Source organism: Mesorhizobium sp. BR1-1-13 (assembly GCF_020165515.1).
Lineage (GTDB): Bacteria > Pseudomonadota > Alphaproteobacteria > Rhizobiales > Rhizobiaceae > Mesorhizobium.
In genome coordinates, this window is sequence record NZ_JAIUIH010000001.1 from 669841 (window position 1) to 693516 (window position 23676).

Genomic DNA, 23676 nt, shown 5'->3' on the forward strand with positions numbered 1-23676 from the left:
ACATCGCCATAAATACCCCGCGCCGCGTCATCGGCCATTTCGTCCTTAGAACCTCCAGAACAGCTTTTCTCAGTTTTTCATTTTTTCCCACCGACATCGGTTTTTGAGCCGTGCCGACGGCGATCCTCGCACGAGTTCAACCACCCAAAACAATTTCTCCCATCGATTTTCGATGGGTCTATATCCCTATGAAAAGATCAACCTCATGTTTCAAACCGTCTCAAATCCATCTCCAACGACCATCACACACCAATATGCATCGTGGTTCGACGACAGGATCGATCAGTTCATCGAAGAACATAAAGGCAGGTTCGATTCCGTCTCAACATTCAAGAAACGGAACGGGTACTTCATTACGATCTCATTCGATCACAGCCGTCGCAATCAGCGGCTTGAAGATGCCGCCTCAATCGACATCCCCATGGCGAAATCACAGCTGGATACGTTCTCTGACATGTACAACCATCTATGCCGACATCTGATAGGCCGGAATTACCATCGACCATCATTCGATCGTCTGAAGCCATTGGCAATCGGTTGCCTGGATATGAATGGGTCGAGATATTGGAAATCGATGGGAGAGCTGGAAAACCCACATATCCATTCGATCTGGACTTTCACCGATGAAGTTCGAGAGGGGTTTCAAAAACTTATCGCCGACAAACAACGGTTTTTAGCCTTCAAGGAACGGTTCTCCATCAGGGAGATGGATATCCAGGCTCTCGATCATGACCATCGAAATTCGACGGGTGAGGGTCGTGCAACTTCGTACATGGCGAAATTCATAGGGCACAATAATCCAGAGCTTTTGGTCGGTGACGATTTCAGGGTGCTGCCTTTCCGCTGCCGGCTATAAGGCTGAAACACGTTCAGCGAGGGAAGGTCTACCCAACCGTCGGATTCCAGCAGCAAGGGAGGTTAAAAAATTGGTCTTTTCCATAAGATGATTAACGCTCAAAACGGGATCGCTAGCCAAGCGCTGCGTTTTGGCTGTTCTCTCGAGAACCGATTGATAATGCTCGGCGAAAACCTTGTCTCGGCCCATGTAATAAATGGTCTGAAGATCAGCAACCTCCTCAGAGGATAGCTTTTCGACGACGTTCTGGTTCAGGCTCGCTGCAAACCTCGATTCTTTCGCCATTTCAGCGAAGCGCTCGGGATCGGAATAGTCGAATCCAAGAGAGTTTCTGCCGCCTTCCCGACGGCGATGCCGCAGACGCCATTGCTCGGCAACAAACAAGACGTTGTCATCCGACAGGTGATAGAGAGCAGTCTCCTCACCAAGCAGCGCCTTCATTTCACGGTTCGTTTTGATGACATTCAAGGCATCCGAAAACTGTCGGCTTCCTATACCGAATTGCTCGCATACAGCCCGCTTGGCCACATCAAACTGCCCGCTATTCCATTGTCCGATTTGCGGAAGCATCTTGGCAATCTCGAACAGGTCCCGCCGAGAGCAATCGCGCGTGTAAGACCCTGTTGGTCTTTCATAAGCGAGGTCGTAGATTCGAAACTTTAGCTGCCTGAGGAGGTCCGCCAACTTGTCTAGGCTTGCGCGAACAACCAGAAGATTTACGAGCGGCTTGTCGGCTAGGCTCTGCTGTCCATCTTGGTTCTCATGGTAACGCAAACCTTGGCCGTCATCATCGACCTGCGATAGGCTACTTATGAAGGGCTCTATTTCCGCTACTACTCGCCGAAGAGTCGCGTCGCCTAACATCGAGCGGTCAAGAAGTTGACAGTGCGAAAGTATATCGTGGTTTTTGGCATGTGGCTGATAGATGACCTGCATGTTCACAAGTTCGCCGATGGCTAACTTTAGGGCGAGCTCGATCGAATGCCGGGCTGTATAAAGGATCGGCATCACCAACGTGTCGCGCTTGTCATACATAGCCTTGTCGATAACGGCATTGACCAACTCAATTGCCGCTTCGATATAGCCGTCAACGTAGTTCTCCTCACTCCCCTGCGGGCCAATGCACGCATTCCAGTCACTGTCGTCGGACAGCTGAAAGAATGGATCCGATTGGTCTGAGGACAATTCATTCATGATAGTTCGAAGCTTGTTCCATGGGCCGGCCGTACGGATCAATACGCGGTCTGGATGAGCGTTTCCTAACTTCCCGACCACCAACTGGGTAAAGCACTGACTAGCTGAGCCATCGTGCCCACCGGTTCAATCGCTATTTTCGTCACCCTCTTCGTCATCGTCAAAATCATCGTCATCGACGTCCTGCTGTTGACCATCGGACGCCAACGAACTCCATCCAGTTCCAGTTCTTGGCTTTGACCTCAGCATTGAACCGATCCCTCATTGGAGTCGGGAATGCGATATGTGCGCTTCAACAGGTCAACGAGATCGGAAACCTTCGCATTCTCCACCTTATAACCAAGATCGAACCGTTGGCGCTGGATGCCTCTCATATTCGAGGCAGTACCTCAACATCAACGACGAAGGGACCGGCACAATGTGGATCAATCGTCGCAATCCCGTCGAATTGCCATGAGCGACCATGCCTGAAATCAGCACAATGGACTTCAATGATTTTCCCTCGGTCGGGACCGACTGCAAAAATGCATGTCGTGCCTACCGACCGGTGACCGAATGGAATTCGGATTGAACCGGATACCGTCGAGGGGTCCTGACTTAGGTCTCGGCGCAGGTGGGCCAAAAATCGGATAACAGGTGAAGCGATTGTGAAGGGAGCCACCTAAACTGGTCAGCTTCAGGACCAAGCTCTCCGCCTGCAAATCCCCAACGTTGTTCAGGCTAAAGGTGAAGGGGATTTGATCATACTCAACCTCAAGGAATCGATGAACGGAGACGGCATAGGCTGGAACGATCTTCGATCGATATTCGCGATAGCGATCGGCATAGCTGTAGTCGCGCAGCACATTGAACGGAGAATCATCATTCTGACTGGGTTCTGCCGGATAACAAACGAAGTGATGGCCTTCCTGCCCTCAGTTGGGATTGGATTGACAGGGAAAACAGTCTGAGACGGCTCAATCCCATATTCCAGCGAAACCTCAATGTTCGGCTGCGCTTGTTCCAGCTCGCGAACACGAGCCTTCAACCGAGCAACCTCTTTTGTCGCTGGGGCTCGGCTCAGGGTCTGCTAACCAATGATCCGGCATTCGCCAGGACCTCAACCCATGCCGTGACCCAATCGCGATTGGGTTTATGTCATTAGTCAGCAGCAGCTTACGTGCATTCGGGACGTCCAGTGCATGGAGAATCTGCGCAACGACGAGATCGTCACCCCCGTCGGGATCGAGGTCATCGAACTGTTCTCAATCGATCCGCCTATGTCGGGCAATGGCGATGTCAATCGCGGGAGGCCCGGCTGAAATCCTATGCGGGGAACTGGTTTCAGCAGCAGGAGAAATCAGCCGGTTGAAAGCCCTGGCTCGCTTGGCTAGCCGCCCATCGCGTTTCCGCTTGTCGATCTCGGAATTGACCTGGGAGACGACCAAAACAAGGAAGGGGCCAGTCGGATCAAGCTCATCCACGGCATCTGATCCAGCGGTTTGCCTTCAAGGGCAACCATGCTGTCGATGAAGACGATGGTGGAATACTTCGTGTGATCAAACAGCGATCCATAACGAAGCAGGATAGCGTCGCATAGGTCCACACCAATGCCTGCCCGCTCCTGGGTTGGTGATTTTCATACAAAGAGGACTTGCAACACAAACGGGCCAAACCTACCTGTAGCGGCGCAGTCACGGATGAAGGGTCGGCATATGACGGGTTTCGAGCAGGCAATTCCATCCGAACTCGAGTCCACCGTACATGATCTTGTCCGCAGCGACGCCAGCCGAGCCGTTAGCCATCAGGGCTCTCAGCCACACCATTCAATGTCTCGCAATTCGATAGACCCAAGGCGCTGCCTATTCAGCGGCGCCTTACGGCGATCGAATTGGAGACATCATGGACAATTGGGACTCAGTCAGCTCGGCCGAGGTCGAGAGCGACTTCTCGCCTGACGTCCTCGGGCAGTCACGGCGTTTCGCAACCAATCAGCAGAAGTTCAGGCCGGCCACGGCTAACGAACAGTCGTATTTTGACACGACCAACCACAGCCTTCCGCTGATTACGGTCGTTATTCGACCGGATAACATCGAATTTCCCCCCAACCGCAAAGGTGGTCAGAGGAAGGCGCCTACGACGGCGCACCTGATTATCGGGTTCGACACGGAATATCAGTCACGTGATGCCATCGGTCCAACGAAGGACGAGGCGCAGGGTGTCAAGAACGAAATCCTCTCATACCAGTTCTGTACCAGGCTGATCTCCCAGGGTTGCCGCGACGAAGCGCCAGTTCAGTCGAGCGGGATCATCATCCCCAAGGACGCGCGCCGATTGCTTCTGCGTGATTTCATCGCGATCGCCATCGGCAAGTTCATCAGTGATCATCCCGATCGGAAGGTGCCGACGGATATCTACCTGGTCGGGCACTTCACCCGAGCCGACCTGCCGATGTTCGACGAGTTTGCCGACGAAGCAAAAGCTACGATGAGCAACGTGCGAAGCACCTTCGTCTCGATCGACCGCGCTATCCCGATGCGGATTGTGGACGGACGGCGGCAAGAAATTGCCGAATTCAGCATCAGGCTGAGGGACACGATCCTTCTGGCTCCCGCGAATGCAAAACAGCTTGCCGATGTCGGCAAAATGCTCGGGTTCAACAAGATCGAACTGGCAGACACGCTTGCTAAAGAGAGGGAAATCAAGGGGCATATGAAGCAGTTTCGCTCGGAAAACTGGCCGAAATTCCGTGAGTATGCGATCCGTGATGCGGAAATCTGCACACAGTATGCCGAGCAGCTGATCCGCCAGTACGACGAGCTATTCGGCAAGTTCGCCATGCCGCTGACGTTGACCTCGTTCGGTTCGAAACTTGCGATCGCTCAATGGGAGCAGAAAGGGTGGAAACCGGACGACGTTTTGGGCCGCGAAGAGCATAAGGTGCCCTCCTTCAGCAAGCGGCTCGGGCGGCCCGTGACCAAAACGGTCCATCCACACCAGGAACTCGTCCACTACGAGTTGGAGTTTGTGTCGGAAGCCTATCACGGCGGTCGCAACGAGCAATTCCTTTACGGGATCTCCGACGAAGGGATTTGGCGGGATCACGACCTGAGCTCTGCCTATCCCACCGCCATGACGCTGCTTTGCAAGCCAGACTGGGAGCGGATCGAGCGAGACGTAGCAATCGAGGCAATCGAGTTGCTCGACCTCGCTTTCGCATCGGTCGATTTCGAATTTCCACGGTCTGTTCGTTTTCCAACGCTGCCAGTTCGCACGGCAAACGGGATCATCTTCCCTCGAAAAGGACGGGCGTGTTGCGCAGCTCCCGAACTGGTGCTGGCAAGGCAGCTCGGAGCAGAGCTGAAGCTGAGACGTTCGGTCCGCGTGCCGGTCGAACAGGGCGTCAGGATTTTCTCAGATTTCATCAACGAGTGCATTTCCCGCAGGAAAGAGTTCACCAAGGGCACGTTCGGCAACCTGTTCTGGAAGGAGGTCGGCAACAGCACTTATGGGAAGACCGCGCAGGGGCTGCGGAAGAAACGAGTTTACGATCTCCGTGCCGATGACATGGTCGAATTGCCGGAAAGTGAGCTGACGCAACCGTTCTTCGCGGCATTTATCACGTCGTACACGCGGGCCGTACTCGGTGAAGTGCTGAACGGATTTCCCGATACCGTCCAAGTTTTCAGCGTAACTACGGACGGGTTCCTTTCCAACGCCAAGGACTCGGACCTGGCCCTCGCCACCAAGGGGCCGATCTTCGATTCATTCAGACTGGCTAAGCTTCAAATGGGTCGCAACGACCCGCCGATGGAGATCAAGCACACGATTCGCCAGCCTCTCGGCTGGAGGACCAGGGGATCAGCAACTTTGAAGCTGGGTCTGGCCGACGAGATCGACGAAAATATCGTCCTGCAAAAGGGCGGTATCAAGCTGAACCAGCGAGACCTCAAACCAGACGAGGAAAACGCTCAGGTCGTCGAACTGTTTTTCAACCGAACCGCGGGTCAACAGCTGACCTATGATTCAGGCGTCGGCCTTAAGGACATGATCCGATTTGGCGCTGATTTCGTCATGCGAAAGGTGACCAAACGCTTGTCGATGGAATTCGATTGGAAGCGAAGGCCGATTAACGCGTGTGACCGATCGGTCGATTTCAACGGCCAAACCCACACCCATCTGTCGTTTTCGTCGGAGCCACTTGAGGACTTCGACGAATTTCAGCGGGTTCGCGAAGCTTGGGGTAAGTGGGCAACCAATCCTTTCAGGACTCTCAAGTCCGTTCCGGACTTGAGAGCTTTCCAGCAGTATCTGGAGACCAAACGTAAGACCAGCGACTCGGTCATGCGATATGCCGGCAAAACCGACGGCGACCTGAAACGCGCTAAACGGGATCTGACGCGGGCGTTCAAACATTATCAGGCGGGATTCGATCTCGTCATGAAGCGGATGGGTAAGATCAAGCACGACGACTTTTGTGCGATTCTCTATGAGGTGGGTATCCCCTGTCAGGTTTCCGACGTCGAAAATGCCAACCGCAGCACGTTTGAACCACACACGTGGCTCGAGACTGACAGGTCGGTAGCAGCGCTGATGACGTTGAAACAGAGGTATTTTCCCGAGTTGGACGTTGACCAGTTTCTTGCCCGGCGAAGCCCGACCTAAATTTCTTGACCATCCACCGCCCCGCCAAGCCTTTCAAACCTCATTGAAGGGTCATCGAAATTTAGCCCGTGCTTCGCCCGGCAATAAACGTTGAAGAGGTCACATCACCAAACAGCCGAAATTGACAAAGACGGTCGTTAAGGTCGTAAATCAAACCTTATTTAGTAAGGTCATCCCTGCGGGATAAGCCAAATCCCCGTAATTGTATGCCACCTCACACCCATAGGAATCTCTTACGGAAATTGAGATAGTCAAACGATTAATTGGTTACGACAATTACCATTACTCCGTATTAGTACGCGTCATACGCGGACTATGGCCAAATAATACTTTTACGGAAACTGCTATTTCTTGATATTTTGCTAATTTTATTTGTATTTTCTGACCCAGGCTATTGAACAACGCTCCGGCGACACTCAAATAACTAGTGTAAATTGATTGTCTTACGGAGGTAGCTAATGGACGTAAAAGAGCACAGCAGGGCCGACCTGGGTCATAAGCTCAGTGAGGAAGAACAAGCCGACATCTATCACTATTCTGGTGCGATCGATGAAGAGGGGCTGAACCGCCTGCGGGCGGAGTTCCGGGTCAATAAGCGGTCTCGCGCAATTCTTATTTTGACCACTCAAGGCGGCGACATCTCGGTCGCCTATCGAATCGCTCGACTGTTCCATCGAAAATACGAGCGTCTGACGGTTTACATCCCGCGCTTTTGTATGAGTGCTGGAACCTTGGTGGCCTTGGGGGCGCACGACCTGATTATTCACCCCGACGCCTTTATGGGGCCTATTGATCCTCAAATGCGCGCGGTCGATGAGCTCAGTGTGTGGGAGTCGGCTTTGTCTCCCTATGCCACTCTTGTTGCTCTCGGTGACGCCGCCGGCGATATCGTCGAACGAACAGCCGTGAACCTGGCGACCAAGAGCGATGGCGCTATTAGCTTCAGGCTGGCTAGCGAGCTTGGCGCAACGCTCGCCAGCGGTCTGCTGTCGGGCTTGATGTCCAGGCTTAGTCCGAGTGCGTTCGGTGAACGCCAACTCGCGATCGATGAAACTACCGAATATGGCAATCGGCTCGTTAAAACCTCTCGCAATGCCTCCGAGGAGACGGTCCGTCATCTGATCAGCGATTACCCCAAGCACGATTTCATCATCGATACTACTGAGGCATCCGAACTGTTTGAGGACGTGTCGGCACCTTCGGACTTGCTTGATATGTACGCTCTTTCACTCGATCTGCCTGAAGGCGTGACCATTATTCGACATGGAATGGATGCCGGCGGCCCGGATGAAGAGAACGACGGTTGCGATGGTGAGCTGGCCACCGAAAATCGGCATGCCGCCTAGTGCTTCAAATGCAACTGTCCGGCGGCTTGTCTGCCGTCGGACAGACGACTACCTAGCCGTTGACCTTAGTTCAAAGCCTGTGGACGCCGTTGGTCGTGATGACAACAACGGAGAGCTCACATGGCATTCGAAGGGTTCAAACTGGTGGCGGCGCCCAAGCGCGAGGCGTCGGACCCCACGTCAAAGCGCAGGCAGCGACTGCTTTTGCAGATCGATCATCAGCTTTACATGGCAGAGCCGGAGAACCGTCTGCGGAAGTTCCGTGGCCGTTGGTGGACCGCCGATGGGGAAGGCAAGCTGATGCTGTCGATCAAGTACGGCAAGGTTCCGCTGGAACTTGCTAAGGGCAAGCATGCGATCGCATGCAACGACATGGACGACCTGGTCGAAGCGCTGAAGAAGGCGAAGGCAATCGTCATCAATGGAACGTTCGATGCCCAGTTGGCGACGATTTCCGGCCAGGTCAGGGCACGTTTCAAGAAGGGCGAATAACTGAAAACAAAATGCCGACTCCGCCCAGGGCGGAGTCGGCACCGCTCTAGCGGTTTTTCACCAGCTTACGCCTCCCTTAGGTTAGCCCGACACTGATTGACGATACCGGGTTCGAGCACTGCCACCCATTCGCTGTCCAGAATGTATTGCTCGATCGAAAGGGTTGCATGGCCGAGCTCGTATAGCCGCGCCAATCCTGATGTCTCGCGACTGCTTATCTTCCGCAACGTTCTTTGTGCACCTTCGGACGTCAGCATCGACCTTAGACTTATGGGATTGTAGCCCGCCTCGCGACGAATTCGGTTACAGTGGTCCAACAGCTCACGTGTTAACCTGATGTTCTGCTGTTCCGTTAGGGGCATTTTCGTTCCATCTTCGTGCCGAGGGAGCTTAACGAGCTTTCTTTCGGCCTGCTTTCAACGTCCCTGGCGCTGTCTCTCCTTCATCAGGCTCTTGAAACAGCTGAGCCATCTGGACTCCCAATGCATCAGCGAGTTTTTCCAGGGTTACGATCGTCGGATTACGCGCTGCACGCTCCAGATATCCGACGTAGGCCCGTTCAACGCCTGCCGTGAGGGCCAGGTCATCCTGTGAGATGCCTCTTTCAACCCTCAAACGCCGGAGATTCCAAGCGACCAGTGACTGCACTTCCATTTTCAGGAAGCAATCAGTTGCCCTTGCCCGAAACCACGTAATATAAGACCATGATTACGGGCCGAGGAGTTGATTGCCTCGGGGTATCTGACTTGGGGGAATAATGGACGAGACTGCATCGCCGGCCGCTACGATCGACTGCCCGTATTGCTCGGAGCCGATCAATCCGAAGTCCAAAAAATGCAAGCACTGCGGGGAAATCCTCGATCCGCAAATGCGGGAGATCGAGTTGCTGAAGAGCCAGCGAAACAGCCCCCAGGTATTCATGAACGCCGGCGGCGGAGCTGCGGCAGCCGCGACTGCGACCGGAGTTGGCGGCCCAGTCAAGCGGTTTCCCCACTGGTTTCACATACTGCTTGTGATCGTGACCGGCGGGCTTTGGTTACCGGTCTACCTGCTGATGTACTGGTTCCGGAATAAGCGATACTACTACTGAGGGAGGCCGCGATGGGTGCTTCGTCTAGAATTTGCCTAGTTAGCCGTCTTCCCCGAATCATACTGGCGGCAATCCTCGTCTTCGTGCCCGGGCTGGCTTTTGCAGACAGCAGCTTCAAGGGATTCACGATCAGCGACAGCTTTGACCAGGTGCAAGAAAAGGCAAAAGCCGATGGCTACGAGATTAAAGTGCTGCCACCGGTCGTGCCAACCGACGACGAGCAGCAGCATGTGTTCCTGAGGCTCAAAGACGAAACCTGTGCATCAATGGTCTTCGGCATCAAGCAGTCGATCACGCAGATGGACCTCTATCCATGCTTCTACAATGGGCAGGACTTGGCACTGCAACAGGTGGTTTCCGAATTCGTTGATCGGTTTGGCGGCCAGCCGGAGGTTGACGTCTATAGTAAGTCGAACTGCACGAATGCCGAACCTTTGGTCTATCGGGGCAAAACCAAGGAAGGTGAGCAGTTCGAAATCTTCCAGGATTGCATCATTGCGATCAGGATAAAGCCAGGGGCAAAGGTGAAATTCTAGGCCCAGCCTAGAGACACCACACTGAAGGATGCGGTCTCATGGGTGCACTGTCCCGTAGTTGCTCGGCTCGATCTCCCATGCGGACGGTGCTTGTGCTCCAGTCCCTTGTGTTCAGTGCTTCTGTTGCCAACGCTATGGATGCACTGCCGATTGCTGACGGGGCCTACATGAGGTCGGCCAGCTATTGCGAACAGTTTCGCAAAGGCGAACTGGATTCCATCGAATTTTCAGTGTTAAAAGGCGGTCACGCTTATGAGGTTCCTGAGGTGGGGTGCGTGATTGCATCCGTGCATAAGCTGCGGACAAATCGGTACGCGGTCGAAGCCGACTGCCTGGAGACCGGCAATCCTTTCCAGCGATCATTCATATTAGATGTCGAGGGCGAGCAGACGATTCGAATTGACGGTGAGCAACTGACGGCCTGCGAACACTGGGCGGTGGTTGGCAAGCCCAGCCAAGGCACCGACCTTCCCGGTATCCCGATCGTCCCCGCCAACAAGAAAAACGAGACGAAGGGCGAAACCACAACAGCAACTTCACCGGCAAGGCTGATCCGTCAATGGCAAGCTGCCAACGAAAATTGTCGTGGCGGCTCAGGGGATGATCCGCAAACCGTAAAGGCCTGCGGAGCGAGAGACGTACTGGCTGATCAGCTTGAAGCTGCCAAATGGTGCTACGGCAAAAATGGTCAATCCGGATACCAGTACAAATGGCACCGCTGCCAGAAGGGCTCGATCCATCACTGAGGCCCCTGCGGCTCGGCCGTCGTAGCTACTTCGAGTAGCCAGGAGACCAACTGCTCGCAAGTCTTCCGACGGTTGCTGGAATTCGGGCTGAGATTCATCATTTTCGCAACAATGAGTCGACATCCTCACCTGACTAGCACTAGAGTTACGGTCGGGGTTGTTCTGGGGCCATGTTTCGCGTCTTTTCCACTAGCGTCCTGTTGCTTGTCGGTTGGGCTTTGGTGTGCACACCAGCGGCTCACGCTGGTCTTCAATTTGAGGCTGGACAGACTGACGGTGGGCTTCACTACATCTTCGTTTCAGGTGACTTCGTTTACCGGACGATTTGTCGACCTTTGAGAATCTGGCGAGGTCCAACTCAGCGACTGCCGTGACGTTTCGGTCTCCCGGCGGCAATATCGAGAAGGCGATGGAACTTGGCCGGCTCATTCGCAGGCTGGGTTTGAACACGGCCCAGTTCAGGGCTTCCGAATGCGCTTCCGCCTGCTCTCTTGCGTTCCTCGGTGGCGTTTTGCGCTATGCTGAACCAGGATCGATCGGCGTTCACAAATCGTCGTTCCAGGGTGACATTCTTCTGAGCACACAAGACGCGGTTTCCGCCGTCCAACAGATCACGGCCAACGTAATCACCTACATGATCGAAATGGGCGTGGATCCCGCCCTGCTTCAGCTTTCGCTGCAATATGACAGCAACGACATCCGTTATCTGTCGATGAGTGAGATGGTAACATATAGGGTTGTGACGTTCACACCTGGCGGTGGTCAGACGGCCATGGCAAATCAAGAGCCGTCGTACACTATGGCACCCCAGCCGGCTCCACCGCCTGTCGCCTCGCAACCTGTACCGTCTGTGGGTTCGTCGATGTCTATTCCAGATGCCCATTCGGGCCGTGTCGTGCATCCCAAAGGTTCTGCACCCCTCAAGGCATTACCGGAGGGAAAGTCAACGAATGTTGCCGTGTTAAGAAACGGAGTAGCTGTCGCGATCCTTGGCAACACTGGCCGGTGGTATCGGATGCAGGTAGGCGGCAAGGTTGGCTACATGCATGACACCTGGGTCTACGTCGACCAGTACGACAGTGGCCCATTTGGCCGGCGCCACATCCAGGTCAAGAGCTTCGACAACTATGCCGAGGCCGAATCTTATGTCCGCTCATCATCCATCCGCTTTCTGCCTATCTTGCCACGAATGGCTGGTTCGCGATCACCCTGGAGGACACGTTCGATGAGCAGATGGCCAAGAGCTTGGTCGGTGAAATGAAGGCGAAAGGCGCGATTCCCGACGACGCCTATTCCACCTTCGGCAACACTTACGTTCGCAAGGTATGCTGCCAGTAGCCCTGCCGAGGCGTCCGACCAGCTATTCACTGTCAGTGATGCCTTTGCAGGAGCTGGCATAGGGCAGTCACTGCCTCATCGATGCCCTGCTCATTGCGTGTATAGAAAACGCACTTTCCGACCTTCGTTGCTGAAACCAGCTTTGCTTCTGTAAGCCACCGCATGTGCAGACTGACACATTCCTGCGTGATGCCAAGTTTGCCGCAGATCAGTTTGTTGGTCAGCCCGGTGTCGCGTGCGGTAGGAAGCTCGGGAAAATGCAGATCTGGCCAGTTGAGAAAGTCGAGGATCTTGAGCCTGCTCTCGCAAGCCAGCGCCTTGATGATGCGAGCGTCCATTGGATTTCCCACCAGTTTTGTTCCGATGGGAAGGGCTATCCTCAACCAGACGCCTATCGACAACGAGCGTTGGGACGGATTTCGATGAGACTTCGCGATCTAGCCAGGCGTTTTCGGCGATAAATAGCCCCCAGAACCTCATTTACCCCGCTCAATTCCCCTAAAATCAGCACCGACTTCTCCGTTTTTCCCGAATTTCCACGACAAATCGGCATCGAAATCCTGCTGACGGCAATCCTCGCAGGCATTCCCGATGCCTACACGATTCCGCACCTGCTGAGCGTTTTCGGTGGGTCTATATCCCTTTGAAAGAAGCCAAGAAGCATGCAAATCAGCCATCAATTCACGTCACCAGCATCAATCATCCGCCAATACGGTATCTACAACCGAATTTGCCGGCATTGGAAGGAACTACCATCGAGGATCATTCCAGGACCAGCTTCCCCTGGCTATTGGGTGTCTGGACGCTGACGGTTCCAGATACTGCGATCGATCAGACAGATCGAAAACCTGCACATCCATTCGGTCTGGACTTTGACCGACCAGACCAGAGATCGGTTCCTCGAACTTCTGAACGACAGAACCGGGTTTGAATCAAAAAACGGTTTTGGATCCGAGCGATCGATGTTCAGCCAATGAAATGTTGAGCGACGAAATCAGTCGGGTGAGAGCCGTGTATCGTCGTATGCGGCAAAATTCATTGGGTACAACCATCATCAGCTGGCGGCAGGAGGCGACCTCAGAGTGTTGCCAATCGAAGGTGCGAGATCAATGCATCGAGATCTGCCAAAGACAGTTTGGCTGGCGGCCGGTCGCAAGACGAGGGGCTGTCGTGGGGGGCGACAGAATGTGCGTCACATATCGCGTCTGGAAAGAATAAAATCGTTGTACATCTTGACGCGCCGGGACGAACGGAATCCAATTAGCTGTAAAAAGGAAGGATGGGGCATGAGGGGCGCCGCAGTTCTTTGCTCAGTAGTATTGGCCGTTGTGTTACAAGGGTGCGCATCGCCTCAGCTCCAGAGCGACCCGAAGACCACTCCTGTCGTCCCACTTCACGAAGTTATCGGCTCCCTGAAGTGTGGCCTTGCAAAAGCAATATATCGAGACCGGACTGGCAGAACTGGACTGTTGTCTGGAGTGGCGAAGGTGACCCTAAAGGTAAACGTCGTTGAGGGTCGTACCTTAAGTGGTGGCGCCAGTGTAGGTATACCTGTAGCAACAGGTGCAAGTCTTACTCCAGGGTTCACCGCATCGAACGATAGAACCCTTACTAATAATAGCGAGATCCATTTCAACATTGACATGAGCGCCGCCAATCTCGACGTCTGCAATGCTCCGTACGCCGTCGGGCACGATGCAGGCTTCTCTGGCTGGATAGGACAGGTGGTCTCGAGCTTGGATTCCGCCGTGGCCGGTGCGCCTAAAGTCTCAATGCAGAGCTACGAATATGATAGCGACTTCGTGGTTGTGAAGAAGGCCGGTCTAAAACTCGATTTTGAGATTGTTCCTGTGAAGGGCAATGCGTCCTATGATTCTTCCAGGTCGGACATCCAACACCTTAACATCAAGATTGACGCGGTCCATATTATAGGGGGAAAGGTCATCAGGACCGGTGGGGCCCCTTTCGGTACCATTCCGAGCAAGCCGGAAAAGCGTTCGGAAACACCCGAGCAAAAACCGAACGTTCCTGAGAAAGGATGTGTGGTCCATCGGGGAGGCAAAACGGGCCCGGGAGGCAAAATATTTCAGCTTCCACCTGAATGCCTCTGACCATCGTCGAATTAGCCTAAGAGGCTGCAATTTTTTACGGTCGGCATACATGGCTTCAGCCATGCGATAGTGAAGCTCAAACTGCCCAGCTCTGTATGAGGCATACTGCTCATGATCCGTCGCACTTTTCGAGGCTGTCCAAACAGTGGCTGTGGGGATATGCCGATCCGAGCTAGAGGTGGGATAGCTTCGCTCAAAGGCGCCGCGCTCAGCTCTCCCAAGGCTTCTGGCCGGGCAATCGTTTCCTTCTCTTTTTTCCCGGTTGCCTCTGGGGGCTTTCGGGATGAAGGCGGGCTACCAGGAGGTAGTCACCATGCACCAACACGGAAACAGCCCTACGCGCAACCACGAGGGACCGGGAAAGTCGATTGTCGACCTGCTGGCGCGGCAAGACAGTGCTCAAATTCAGTCGATCTGGCCAAATGACCGCCTCTGTGAATACTTTCTCGCCTCAGATAGCCGGCGGCATACGTGGCACGCGTGGCTAGCTGCTCGTGGTACGGCCATTCGCGATGTGCCCGAAACGTACCGGTTCCTCACCTTTGCGAAGTCCCGGCAGATTTTGACGGATGCATGTGGAAACTGCCCTCCTGGCATGATCTCGGCACTGGGCAAGTTCGGTCCATATGCTCGGACAAAGTCCGTGTACGTCGCGCTGCACCAGGTTCTTTCTGCCGGCGGATTGCTGGCGCGTCACGTCCATCAATGGTCAAAATTCGGCGATGATGACCTTGTTGCGCTGGCATCAGGATCGAGTCTGCCAGTGTCAAGCCGAGTCGTCCGCGCACTGCTGAAGCGCAAGATGCCCACGCAGGCAACGGTTGAGCTGCTGTGGGTGATCTCAAGGCTAGCGCCGGTGCATGGCGAGCAGCAACTGGTTCAATGCACTGCTCACGGTCGCCAGCCGGCAGCTATCCTGGCCAACCTGTTCAGCTTGACACCATTTCCAGAGCCACCATTCGAGCAGGTCTGCGCGCTTATCCCGATCACCACGGCAGAGCAGCTGCGGAAAACGGGAGAGGAATTTGGCAACTGCCTCAAGGGCGGCGAGGAACTCGCCTATGCTCTCTCATCAGTCCAAGCTGGTCAGCGCTACTTCTATCGCTGGAACGGTGATCAACCGATGCTCTTATCGTTCAGCAGATGTGGGTCAAGAGGATGGATTCTAGAGGAGCGCTCTGGTCCGAGGAACGCCCGCGTCCCTGAGGATATGTTGAACCATATTGTCGGGGCGCTGGCCGCCGTGCCCAATGTCTTCGTCGGCAGAGGAGGCGCAGGGATGTTGGAGTGGATGTGTGCGAGGTAATTTTCCGACAGTCACTTCTGTCGTTGATTAGTCGATTTTCAAAAGCTACGACAGCAAGGGACTTCTCAAAGGAGATTCATCTTGGCCGACGAAGCGACCAGCCTGATCGAATTAACCGCAGACATTGTTTCCGCTTACGTCAGCAAGAACGCTGTACCAGTGGCGTCACTCCCGGAACTGATCCGGAGCGTGAATTCGTCGCTTTCAAAACTCGGGCAGCCCCTGGAACCTGAGAAGCCGGCTCTTACGCCTGCTGTTAACCCAAAGCGATCGGTGTTTCCCGACTACATCGTCTGTCTTGAGGACGGGAAAAAATTCAAATCGCTGAAGCGCCACCTGATGACCCACTTCAATCTGACGCCCGACGAATACCGTGCGAAATGGGAATTGAAGCCGGATTATCCGATGGTGGCGCCGAACTATGCTGCACAGCGATCGGCGCTGGCGAAGTCCAGCGGGCTCGGGCGCAAGGTGATTGAAAAGCCAGCTAAGAAGATGGCCGCGAGGCGGAAGGCCTAGCTTTGCATTGGCGATCTGGTTGATTGTCGGTCGTCCCGGCTGACTTCTCGCGTCGTTTGTTCTGATCCGTCATTGCTACGGGGCAGAGGAATGGAAGATGCGAATCAGGGTCGTTTTTGTGGCCGTTGCGGGGTTCGCGGTATCGTCGAATCTGTCGCTCGCCGAACCGATTGCACTGCGGTGTTCCGGTTCATCGGTTATGATGGTGTGAATGCCTCAAAGGAAGAGACGACAGTCTCTGTCCTTATCGATCGGCCTTCTGTTCGTACAAGTTTGGCTGATCAGAACTTGGCTATCTATCAAGACGACGACAGCGCAATCGCGGCTCGGGGAGTAGCGCATTTCGCAAAAGTCGATTTCTTCTTCAACGCCGAGTTTGATCGGATAAGCGGCAAAACAACGATCATGAGCTATAGCAACAGTCGATCGTGGGTGAAAAAATCGACTGCGTTTCGTGTGACATTTGACGGGGAAGAATATGCTCTTGCGATGGTCTATGAATTGAACAACGGGTATTTCGCTACTTCTCCCTGAAATCCAGCAGCGGATGAGGCCCGCCCGGTTGACTAGGTGGAATGCACGGAAGCCGGCCTCAGCCGGAACGTTTACGCACTCTGAAAATCGGGCTATGCCATTTAGCTAATTTAGCACGTGATGATTGACACGCTGTAAGCATCCTTCCTCCATACGTGTCTGTCAATGTTTGTGAGCGCAGTGGAGCAGCCGCAGGCGAGGCCGGCGGGGGGATCAACAAGCATCAGGGAGCGAGGGTTGGGTCCAGGCTCAAGCGTCAGTCGGACACGATAGCCAGTTCCCGGAACTGCAAACAAAGTTGTAGACTTGAGCCTTGAAATACCCCAACTATTCAGCCGGGGGGATTATCAATGAAGGCGAGAGCATTTCTTGCGAGCGCGGTCGTGTTCATCGGCGGGTGCTCAACGAACGCCAATGTTTCCGATAGTGATCTTACGGCTCAGAACACAACAGCGCTTTGTCACGCTTTGGCTAGCAGCACCGACGAGCAATACCGAAGTCGGATCGCTGCACTTCTAGTTCGACGCGGCGCAACGGCCGAGAAGTGTACGAGGCTGATACAGACCGACAATGCCGTCGCGACTGGCATAGCTGTCGCGGCTGTGGGTGGCGCGGCGGTCGCTGTTGCCGCCAACAACGGCTACGGCGGTGGATATTACCGCCCACCCCCTACGGTTTACGGCGTCGCCTGGGACCAGTTCTACAGCCAAAATTACAGCGTGATCTGGCGGTGCCGGGATCGGGCCACAGGACGGTTCGTTGACGACTACTACTGCGCCGCAATGCCCATGATCGACAGCGCATGGCCGGGCTGGTCAGCATAGGCGATGGATAGATCACGGCACGACAAACAGTCTGACTGGCGCCAGCGGACCGGCGCCAAACGCTCGCAGGCACGTTGCTGGGCAAGCGTGCCGCTGCGGCTGATCCTCGGGACGGTCGCCGCAGCCGGCGGGCTGGCGGCGCAAACCGCCATGACGCACGGCGACAACTTGCTAGAGTTTAACCTGTCGAACTTGATAGGGCCGCAGCCGGCACTGATCGTCGGCGTCGCTTCCGTCATTGACGGCGACACAATCGAGATCCACGGGCAGCGTATCCGCTTCAACGGCATCGATGCGCCGGAGAGCAGGCAATACTGCGATGACGCCAAGAGCTTTGAATATCCCTGCGGCCGGCGATCGGCCGAAGCGCTGGATGGCTTCCTGGCCACCTCGAGGCCGGTGCAGTGCACGTTCGTGGCTTGGGATCGCTATCACCGGTTCGTCGGTAACTGCCGGCGCCCCGACGGCACCAGCGTGGCCGCTTGGATGGTCGAGCACGGCCAGGCGCTGGATTGGCCTCGCTACAGCCACGGCGCCTATGCGGCGCAACAGTCGAAAGCTGAAGCTGCGAAGATCGGCTTGTGGGTCGGCGCGTTCCAGGAGCCGTGGGAATGGCGTGCAGAGCATGGAGACGACGCGAGGCCGGTAGCGGGCCAGCCGCTCGGCATTATCAGCCGCCGCCTGGTCGCGCAGAGCGGCTATTCGTGCGAGCCCCGGCGGACATGCAAACAGATCAACTCGTGCGACGAGGCTCAATGGTATTTGCAGAACTGCTCATGGGGCGGGAAGTTGGATCGGGACGGCGATGGGGTTGCGTGCGAGACGCTATGCTGATGCCAAATGGCAGTCGGGGCAGCAAATTACCTTGAAACCAAGCCGATACGGCATTTGCAAACTCACCGGCCAGTCCGGGAAGTTGGTAAGAAGCCACCTTCTCCCTAAAGCTGTGACGAGATCTCCGGTCCCGGGTGAGCCAAGGGTCGAGGCCGGGGAGGGACGCCGACCAAGCCAACGTTTCGATTCTTGGCACGATCGGGAGATCGTTACCCGAGCTGGCGAAGATATCCTGATGCGCTACGACGACCGAGCCATCGTCGAGCTAAGGCGCCTTAAGTTGCTATGGGGATCCTTCGGCGAGGCTGAGCGACTCGACAATTCAGAGATTGAATGGCCGGTTCCTGGGTGGAGCTTTCGAAGATTGAAGACCCCGCATTTCAGGCTACTTCGACTGTTTTTTCTTAGCCTTCTCTGGCGAGCCGCCATCACACAACTCCCAGGATTTTCCTCAATAACGCTGAGCGACATCCGTCTGGAGGTGCTTCGTAGGATGGTGGCAGAAGGTGATCCGGAGCCTCAGACGATATTTCCGACAACACTCACTCAAGTAACGACGCGTGGCCCTTGGCACAACGCCACCCCTACCGCGGACTATGTGACCTATGAAGCAGTTGATGAGGTTCCGGAACAGCGAGTGCGGGCCTTTCGATTCTATTTTGACGGGTTGATCGCTCGCATAGATGACGAGGAAACGGACACCTTAGGCATCGACCGGTGGGGTTCCGCCGCGGTCGGCAGGTCCACTGATCTGTTCGTCATGGCTCGACCTTTCGAAGGCTCCCGTCAATCGGAGCGAATAGAGGGCCTGATACGAAAAACGGAGAAGCACCATCTTGAGGTTGTAGCCCGAATATTTGGGCGGAGCCGCAACTAGGGCCGGCGGCCCGTGTGATTTCAACTGTGGGGATTTGGTATGTGCCAAGGCGTGGGCAGCGACATTTTGCAGGAAACGGTGGACAATCCGCAAGCAATGCGAACGGCCATCGGCAGTCGGTTTAAATGGTACTATCACCTCACGCCGATAGGAAATGCTGACGACATCCGCGCCCAAGGGCTTCTGCCTCATTCCGATGCAAATGCACCGCAACAAGTCCTCGATGCTTTTGGCGCACACGCAAGGAAAATTGTCTGCGTAAACCCCCTAGGAACGGACATTGTGCCGCCGCCCGTGCAATCGGGACCATTCATTTGCCTGGCCTTTGAGAACGAAGCGCTTCCGAGATATGTGGGGCTTGATTGGTCTTACGGCACCGCGACCGAGATCGCTCAGGTCTTACGAAATGAGGACCCCAGCAAACCGGCCGCGGACATCTTTGTCGAGGCCATAAAACGTCGGGGCTCAATGATCGCATATGGGCCAATTTCGCCGGGCGCCTTGCGAGTCTATACGAAGGGAAGCCTGCCGCATGACCCAACTAGGTGGCCTTGCCTCTCGTTGGTTTCCAATGCTGAATTGTTGCACTTCGGCTAGCAAGCCGTTGTCCATTGAGAGGAGATTAGCACCGCAACGAGGTTCTTTGCAGTCTGAGGGTAGAAGCGGTTGCCGTTGACCGTGGTCAGACCCGCCTCATTGAGTCGTCGCGCAAGCTCCGAGTATGACATTGTTTCCCAACGGTCGGGCAGTAACTCCCGAAACTGGCCAGCGTAGTTCTTCGCTCTGGCCTTGTTTGCGGTGGACAGGATGCTGCCATTTCGCCCCAGCTTAGTTCCCTTTCGCTTAGCCTGAACTAGTGCTGCCTTCGTCCTCTCGGAAATCAACCGGCGCTCCTCCTGAGCCAGCGCCGCAAAAATGTGCAGTTGAAAGTCCGTGGCATTCGGCATCTCAACGATGACCAGGCGAACCCCTTTCTCCATCATCGCGGAAATGAAGCTGACACGTCTCGAAAAGCGGTCCAAACGGGCGATTAGCAGGGAAGCTCCGGCCTTTTTCGCAGCGTTTATGGCTTTTGCCAGTTCAATTCGTCGATCGTTCCTGCCTGATTCCACCTCAACGAATTCTCCGACCAGCTCACCATTTGTTCCGGCAAATTGCCGGACCATCTGCTGCTGAGCCTCTAATCCAAGCCCGGAACGAGCCTGTTTTTTGGTCGAAACGCGGTAATAGCCGACGTATTTCATGGACGAGGGTATCTGAGATTACCCTCCCAGGATCAACGGTGTCGGCGCGTATACTTATCGGCCTAGTCAGGCCAACGCCTTCGCTCGTTCCAGAGCGCTCTGGCGATGGAGTGCAAGGTATTTGGCATGGTTCGGCGTAAGACCCAAAACTCTGTAGCGATCGAGGTTAGCGAGGCCAGCCTGCTCCAATTGAGCCGCCGACAGACTAGCGGCATTCAACCACGTACCGTCATCCGCGAGACTAATCAGACCTTTGTCGAAAGCCGCATCGAAGGCAGGGGATAATAGCAGGCCGTTGAATTTGTCCAGCTTCTCCACATCACTCGCTGCCGCCCAGGCGTGAATGTGAGAGGCAACCAAGAGATCAGCGATGTCCAAGCCGGTGGCGCAGCACTTACCGCCCCACATATCTAGGAGGCTCTTTCGGAATTGTCCCTGACCGACACGAGCTTGAATTATCGCTTTTCGCGTAGTCGCAGCTGGCGATCCGGGCTCGGGTGGAGCTTGATCGGCCGAGGCGTTCGCAATGCTGCGCTCTAACCATCCTGGCTGTTCAAGGTCGAGTATTTCAGCGATCCTCTCGAAAAGCGCGATACCGTCCGTATCTCTCACTCGCGCCAGATAGATCTGGGCTCCGCGTCCTTTGCCTTGCCCGTCATTGAAAAGTGGACTGTGCAAGACCTTTTCGCCGAACAGCCCTGCGGTCAGTTCATCCCGTGATCTTCGCTTCTTGAAGAGAACGAACGTTGTTGGAAGCAGCCAACCCATATTGTGCCACTGATGCTCTGGAAAACCCCGCGGTTTCGGAGTGTCGGGGATTGCGGCTTGCTTGAAGATCCCAATTCCCTCGATGCGGCCGTCTCGCGCCAGAACCACAAACTCGCCGGCGCTAGCGCCTTCAATGATCGACCAATGCCACTGAGGAGCTGTAAGTGTTCCGTCTTCGCGAACTGATCTGTTGGGACACCATAGCGCCCCGATGGCCAATTGCGCCTTGAACCTTTCACCGAGATTAACCCACCAGACGCTCATGACAGCCTCCCCAACGCTGTAGAAACTTGCAACGTGATGCCTATCTCATCCGCCTCGTCACCTGCAAGTTGACAGAGGCCTCGAGCTCTCTCGCCACCGTCGTCAAACATAAACGCTGGTTTATGTTTTAAGGCTGTCCATCTGAATTTGGCTCAGGACAACGAGGTACTCACCGCTCGCCGGGTCCAGGTCTAAGGGCGCCCCACATCCTTCAGGGCCTAGTTAGCGACCGGCACGTGGACCCTGCCACTTTCGTTTGCGGAGGATAATGCCTCCCAGTCGAAGCCTATTCCTTCCGTTCGGAGCTGGCGGAATAGTTCCTCAACATCCGCAACTCGACGTTCGACAACGTCCGGAGGCCACGAACTATGCAGCGATATACGCTTCTGAAGGAGCGGAACATTGTCGTCGCTTCGGTCAGGTCCCCAATCGAGTCTCAACCATCGACGCGCGATCAGGAGCAGCGTTGGGGCCCGGACGACAGCATCAGGCGCGAAGGTCTGATTCGTTATCGGATCGCGCGTGACGAGTTCGTACTCTTCACCCAGACCAGCGGCCACCTTGGCTACGAACAACTGCCCTAACAGCTTATCGACGTAAGCCTTCGAGCGAATGAACTCGAATTCATCTTTCGTCGTTCCGTTTCGCATAAGGAAGTGCAAGACCGCACCCTTAATACCAACGTTCGCGCTATCCAGTAAGGCGAAAGCCATTCGCCGTAAGGTAGGATCTTTAGCCATCCCATACCGCTTGAACAGCTGCATCGCATTGCCAACTATGATCGCGTTGTCGGGGTTATCTGCGATCGAGGCCAGCAGCATCTCCTTCATCTCCGCGCGCGTTCCCATGCGTGGCGCAAGGTATCGAAGAAACTCCGATTTCAGGAAATTGTCGGAGGAGCGGCGAAGTAATCCCTCAACGACTGGGATAGCTATCTGGTGGTACTTTCCGGAGGGCTGAAGATTTCTTGCGGCCCATTCCAGCTGGCCGACGATACTGGCTCGTTGGAGGTTTTTAAGAGCTCTTGCAGCGCTTTCGTTCTTTGCAAAGAAATTATCGAGGCGTACCTGCAAGGCTAAGACGGAACCCTCCAGATCGGCGCCGTCTAGAACAGTGCTCGAATCCACCTCGAATTCGATGCCCGTGATGCCTCGCAGGTCGGCTCCCGTAAGATTGAAGCCACGAAGATCTGATCGGCTGATGTCGATACCGCAAAGGTCAGCGTGTTGGAGGTCTTTTTCAATGTTAAGGCCGGCGATTTTGACCTGCTCGCTGAACGTAGAATGTTCTGCACTCGCAAGTTTCGCCAGCCGACCGAGTGCATCCTCCGACAGAATGCCAGAAAGGAACGTTTCTTCAGTCCTCATCGCACGAAGATGATTTAGAGAACGTGATTTCGCCAGCAAAGTCAGCGTTACCGGATTTATCGTTCAGGGACTTATTGATGAGAACCTTCATGATCTTGGCTTGATTCGCGCTGCGCGGGAAACGTAAGGAAAGGAAGCCTTTGTCCGCGTCAAGCTTCACGTTAATGTGCTTCTGCTTTACGACGATACGAGACTCAACGCCGACCAGATTCGCGCCTTTGACGCGGGACAATTTGCAGAGCACATCCCCGTCTAGAAAAGTTGCATCAAGCGCCCCACCATTCTCCATGGAGACTTTCCAGCGATCACCGCTCTGAGCGCGAACCGGGTGGAACACGTCTTTTATCATCTCGGTATCACGTCTTGTGATAGATGCTGACGAGCTGTCTGAAGCTGCCACGCCAAGCTGCACACCGGCCTCCGGGCCGGAAGCCGTAATTCCGACGGAAACGCCGGCCTTCCCTCCCTCGGACGATGCGCGGACCGTGGCAATCGTCGTCTCACGATGCACTTCTCGCAACGCCGGGACTGCTGTCTCGGACTGACCTATTCGGGTTTTTGGCACGATTTCCATGCCTGAGATGTCTAGGGCTAAAGTCGCTTCTCGAATCTCAACAGAAATCGTGCCGATTTTATCTTCCACTTCCTGTGGATTCGCCCGAAGCTCAACAACGAGGCTTTGGGATTGCCCTTCCGCATCGTCGAGCAGGTGAGTCTTCAATTCCACCAATTGGGAAAGGGGATTTAAGTGACTTGATTTGAAGGTCATTCTCGAATCGATGTGTG

General features: G+C 54.9%; 24 protein-coding genes. 16 read left to right on the top strand and 8 right to left on the bottom strand.

Features of this window, described 5'->3' with window-relative positions:
* The first annotated feature begins 103 nt into the window (after positions 1 to 103).
* The gene (locus LB533_RS03335; RefSeq protein ID WP_224676644.1) at positions 104 to 856 is read left to right on the top strand and encodes a hypothetical protein; all 753 of its coding nucleotides are present in this window, start codon (positions 104 to 106) and stop codon (positions 854 to 856) included.
* Here LB533_RS03335 and LB533_RS03340 read toward each other — a convergent pair.
* Complete coding sequence (locus LB533_RS03340; protein WP_224676645.1) at positions 851 to 2050, bottom strand: DUF3775 domain-containing protein; 1200 nt, start codon at positions 2048 to 2050, stop codon at positions 851 to 853. The genes LB533_RS03335 and LB533_RS03340 overlap by 6 nt on opposite strands.
* Positions 2051 to 3931: 1881 nt before the next feature.
* Between LB533_RS03340 and LB533_RS03345 the strand changes: the two genes are divergently transcribed.
* From LB533_RS03345 to LB533_RS03355, 3 genes are all read left to right on the top strand, one after another.
* Positions 3932 to 6694, top strand: a complete 2763-nt coding sequence (locus tag LB533_RS03345) for a DNA polymerase (RefSeq protein ID WP_224676646.1) — start codon at positions 3932 to 3934, stop codon at positions 6692 to 6694.
* Positions 6695 to 7152: 458 nt separating this feature from the next.
* Positions 7153 to 8040 carry an SDH family Clp fold serine proteinase gene (locus LB533_RS03350; RefSeq protein WP_224676647.1) on the top strand — a complete coding sequence of 296 codons (888 nt, stop codon included), beginning with the start codon at positions 7153 to 7155 and terminating at the stop codon, positions 8038 to 8040.
* Positions 8041 to 8160: 120 nt separating this feature from the next.
* A complete protein-coding gene (locus LB533_RS03355) occupies positions 8161 to 8532 on the top strand; it encodes a DUF6641 family protein (RefSeq protein ID WP_224676648.1) in 372 nt (123 codons plus the stop codon).
* A gap of 390 nt (positions 8533 to 8922) precedes the next feature.
* Here LB533_RS03355 and LB533_RS03360 read toward each other — a convergent pair whose 3' ends face one another.
* Complete coding sequence (locus tag LB533_RS03360) at positions 8923 to 9186, bottom strand: helix-turn-helix domain-containing protein (RefSeq protein ID WP_224676649.1); 264 nt, start codon at positions 9184 to 9186, stop codon at positions 8923 to 8925.
* 103 nt (positions 9187 to 9289) lie between these two features.
* Here LB533_RS03360 and LB533_RS03365 point away from each other — a divergent pair, with 103 nt between their 5' ends.
* The 4 genes from LB533_RS03365 to LB533_RS03380 all read left to right on the top strand — a co-directional run bounded on the left by LB533_RS03365 (position 9290) and on the right by LB533_RS03380 (position 12165).
* The gene (locus tag LB533_RS03365; protein ID WP_224676650.1) at positions 9290 to 9622 is read left to right on the top strand and encodes a hypothetical protein; all 333 of its coding nucleotides are present in this window, start codon (positions 9290 to 9292) and stop codon (positions 9620 to 9622) included.
* An 11-nt stretch (positions 9623 to 9633) separates the two neighbouring features.
* A complete protein-coding gene (locus LB533_RS03370; protein WP_224676651.1) occupies positions 9634 to 10158 on the top strand; it encodes a hypothetical protein in 525 nt (174 codons plus the stop codon).
* A 38-nt stretch (positions 10159 to 10196) separates the two neighbouring features.
* The gene (locus LB533_RS03375) at positions 10197 to 10904 is read left to right on the top strand and encodes a hypothetical protein (RefSeq protein ID WP_224676652.1); all 708 of its coding nucleotides are present in this window, start codon (positions 10197 to 10199) and stop codon (positions 10902 to 10904) included.
* Between the two features lie 370 nt (positions 10905 to 11274).
* Positions 11275 to 12165 (top strand): hypothetical protein, encoded by an 891-nt coding sequence (locus tag LB533_RS03380; protein ID WP_224676653.1) that lies wholly within the window; start codon positions 11275 to 11277, stop codon positions 12163 to 12165.
* Positions 12166 to 12274: 109 nt separating this feature from the next.
* Here LB533_RS03380 and LB533_RS03385 read toward each other — a convergent pair whose 3' ends face one another.
* Complete coding sequence (locus tag LB533_RS03385; protein WP_224676654.1) at positions 12275 to 12580, bottom strand: ArsR/SmtB family transcription factor; 306 nt, start codon at positions 12578 to 12580, stop codon at positions 12275 to 12277.
* Between the two features lie 138 nt (positions 12581 to 12718).
* Positions 12719 to 12919, bottom strand: coding sequence for a hypothetical protein (locus LB533_RS03390; RefSeq protein ID WP_224676655.1), 201 nt, complete (start codon positions 12917 to 12919; stop codon positions 12719 to 12721).
* A gap of 609 nt (positions 12920 to 13528) precedes the next feature.
* On the opposite strand from LB533_RS03390, the gene LB533_RS03395 reads away from it, so the two are divergent.
* The 8 genes from LB533_RS03395 (at position 13529) to LB533_RS03430 (ending at position 19844) form a co-directional block, all read left to right on the top strand.
* Positions 13529 to 14353: a hypothetical protein gene (locus tag LB533_RS03395; protein WP_224676656.1), complete on the top strand. Its 825-nt coding sequence runs from the start codon at positions 13529 to 13531 to the stop codon at positions 14351 to 14353.
* 283 nt (positions 14354 to 14636) lie between these two features.
* On the top strand, positions 14637 to 15659 hold the full coding sequence (locus tag LB533_RS03400; protein ID WP_224676657.1) for a hypothetical protein: 1023 nt from the start codon (positions 14637 to 14639) through the stop codon (positions 15657 to 15659).
* An 81-nt stretch (positions 15660 to 15740) separates the two neighbouring features.
* Complete coding sequence (locus LB533_RS03405; RefSeq protein WP_263487250.1) at positions 15741 to 16178, top strand: MucR family transcriptional regulator; 438 nt, start codon at positions 15741 to 15743, stop codon at positions 16176 to 16178.
* A 90-nt stretch (positions 16179 to 16268) separates the two neighbouring features.
* A complete protein-coding gene (locus LB533_RS03410) occupies positions 16269 to 16712 on the top strand; it encodes a hypothetical protein (protein ID WP_224676658.1) in 444 nt (147 codons plus the stop codon).
* A gap of 350 nt (positions 16713 to 17062) precedes the next feature.
* Positions 17063 to 17536 carry a hypothetical protein gene (locus LB533_RS03415; protein ID WP_224676659.1) on the top strand — a complete coding sequence of 158 codons (474 nt, stop codon included), beginning with the start codon at positions 17063 to 17065 and terminating at the stop codon, positions 17534 to 17536.
* A gap of 3 nt (positions 17537 to 17539) precedes the next feature.
* Positions 17540 to 18370 (top strand): excalibur calcium-binding domain-containing protein, encoded by an 831-nt coding sequence (locus LB533_RS03420; RefSeq protein WP_224676660.1) that lies wholly within the window; start codon positions 17540 to 17542, stop codon positions 18368 to 18370.
* Between the two features lie 235 nt (positions 18371 to 18605).
* Positions 18606 to 19247 carry a hypothetical protein gene (locus LB533_RS03425; protein WP_224676661.1) on the top strand — a complete coding sequence of 214 codons (642 nt, stop codon included), beginning with the start codon at positions 18606 to 18608 and terminating at the stop codon, positions 19245 to 19247.
* A gap of 51 nt (positions 19248 to 19298) precedes the next feature.
* On the top strand, positions 19299 to 19844 hold the full coding sequence (locus LB533_RS03430; RefSeq protein ID WP_224676662.1) for a hypothetical protein: 546 nt from the start codon (positions 19299 to 19301) through the stop codon (positions 19842 to 19844).
* On the opposite strand, the gene LB533_RS03435 is transcribed toward LB533_RS03430, so the two are convergent.
* The 4 genes from LB533_RS03435 to LB533_RS03450 all read right to left on the bottom strand — a co-directional run bounded on the left by LB533_RS03435 (position 19841) and on the right by LB533_RS03450 (position 23659).
* Positions 19841 to 20491, bottom strand: a complete 651-nt coding sequence (locus tag LB533_RS03435; protein WP_224676663.1) for a recombinase family protein — start codon at positions 20489 to 20491, stop codon at positions 19841 to 19843. The genes LB533_RS03430 and LB533_RS03435 overlap by 4 nt on opposite strands.
* A gap of 66 nt (positions 20492 to 20557) precedes the next feature.
* Entirely contained in the window at positions 20558 to 21523 is a 966-nt protein-coding gene (locus LB533_RS03440) for an HNH endonuclease (RefSeq protein WP_224676664.1), read from the bottom strand.
* Positions 21524 to 21741: 218 nt separating this feature from the next.
* Positions 21742 to 22890: a pentapeptide repeat-containing protein gene (locus tag LB533_RS03445; protein WP_224676665.1), complete on the bottom strand. Its 1149-nt coding sequence runs from the start codon at positions 22888 to 22890 to the stop codon at positions 21742 to 21744.
* Positions 22880 to 23659 (bottom strand): hypothetical protein, encoded by a 780-nt coding sequence (locus LB533_RS03450; protein ID WP_224676666.1) that lies wholly within the window; start codon positions 23657 to 23659, stop codon positions 22880 to 22882. Before LB533_RS03450 ends, LB533_RS03445 begins: the two co-directional genes overlap by 11 nt.
* Between the last annotated feature and the right edge of the window lie 17 nt (positions 23660 to 23676).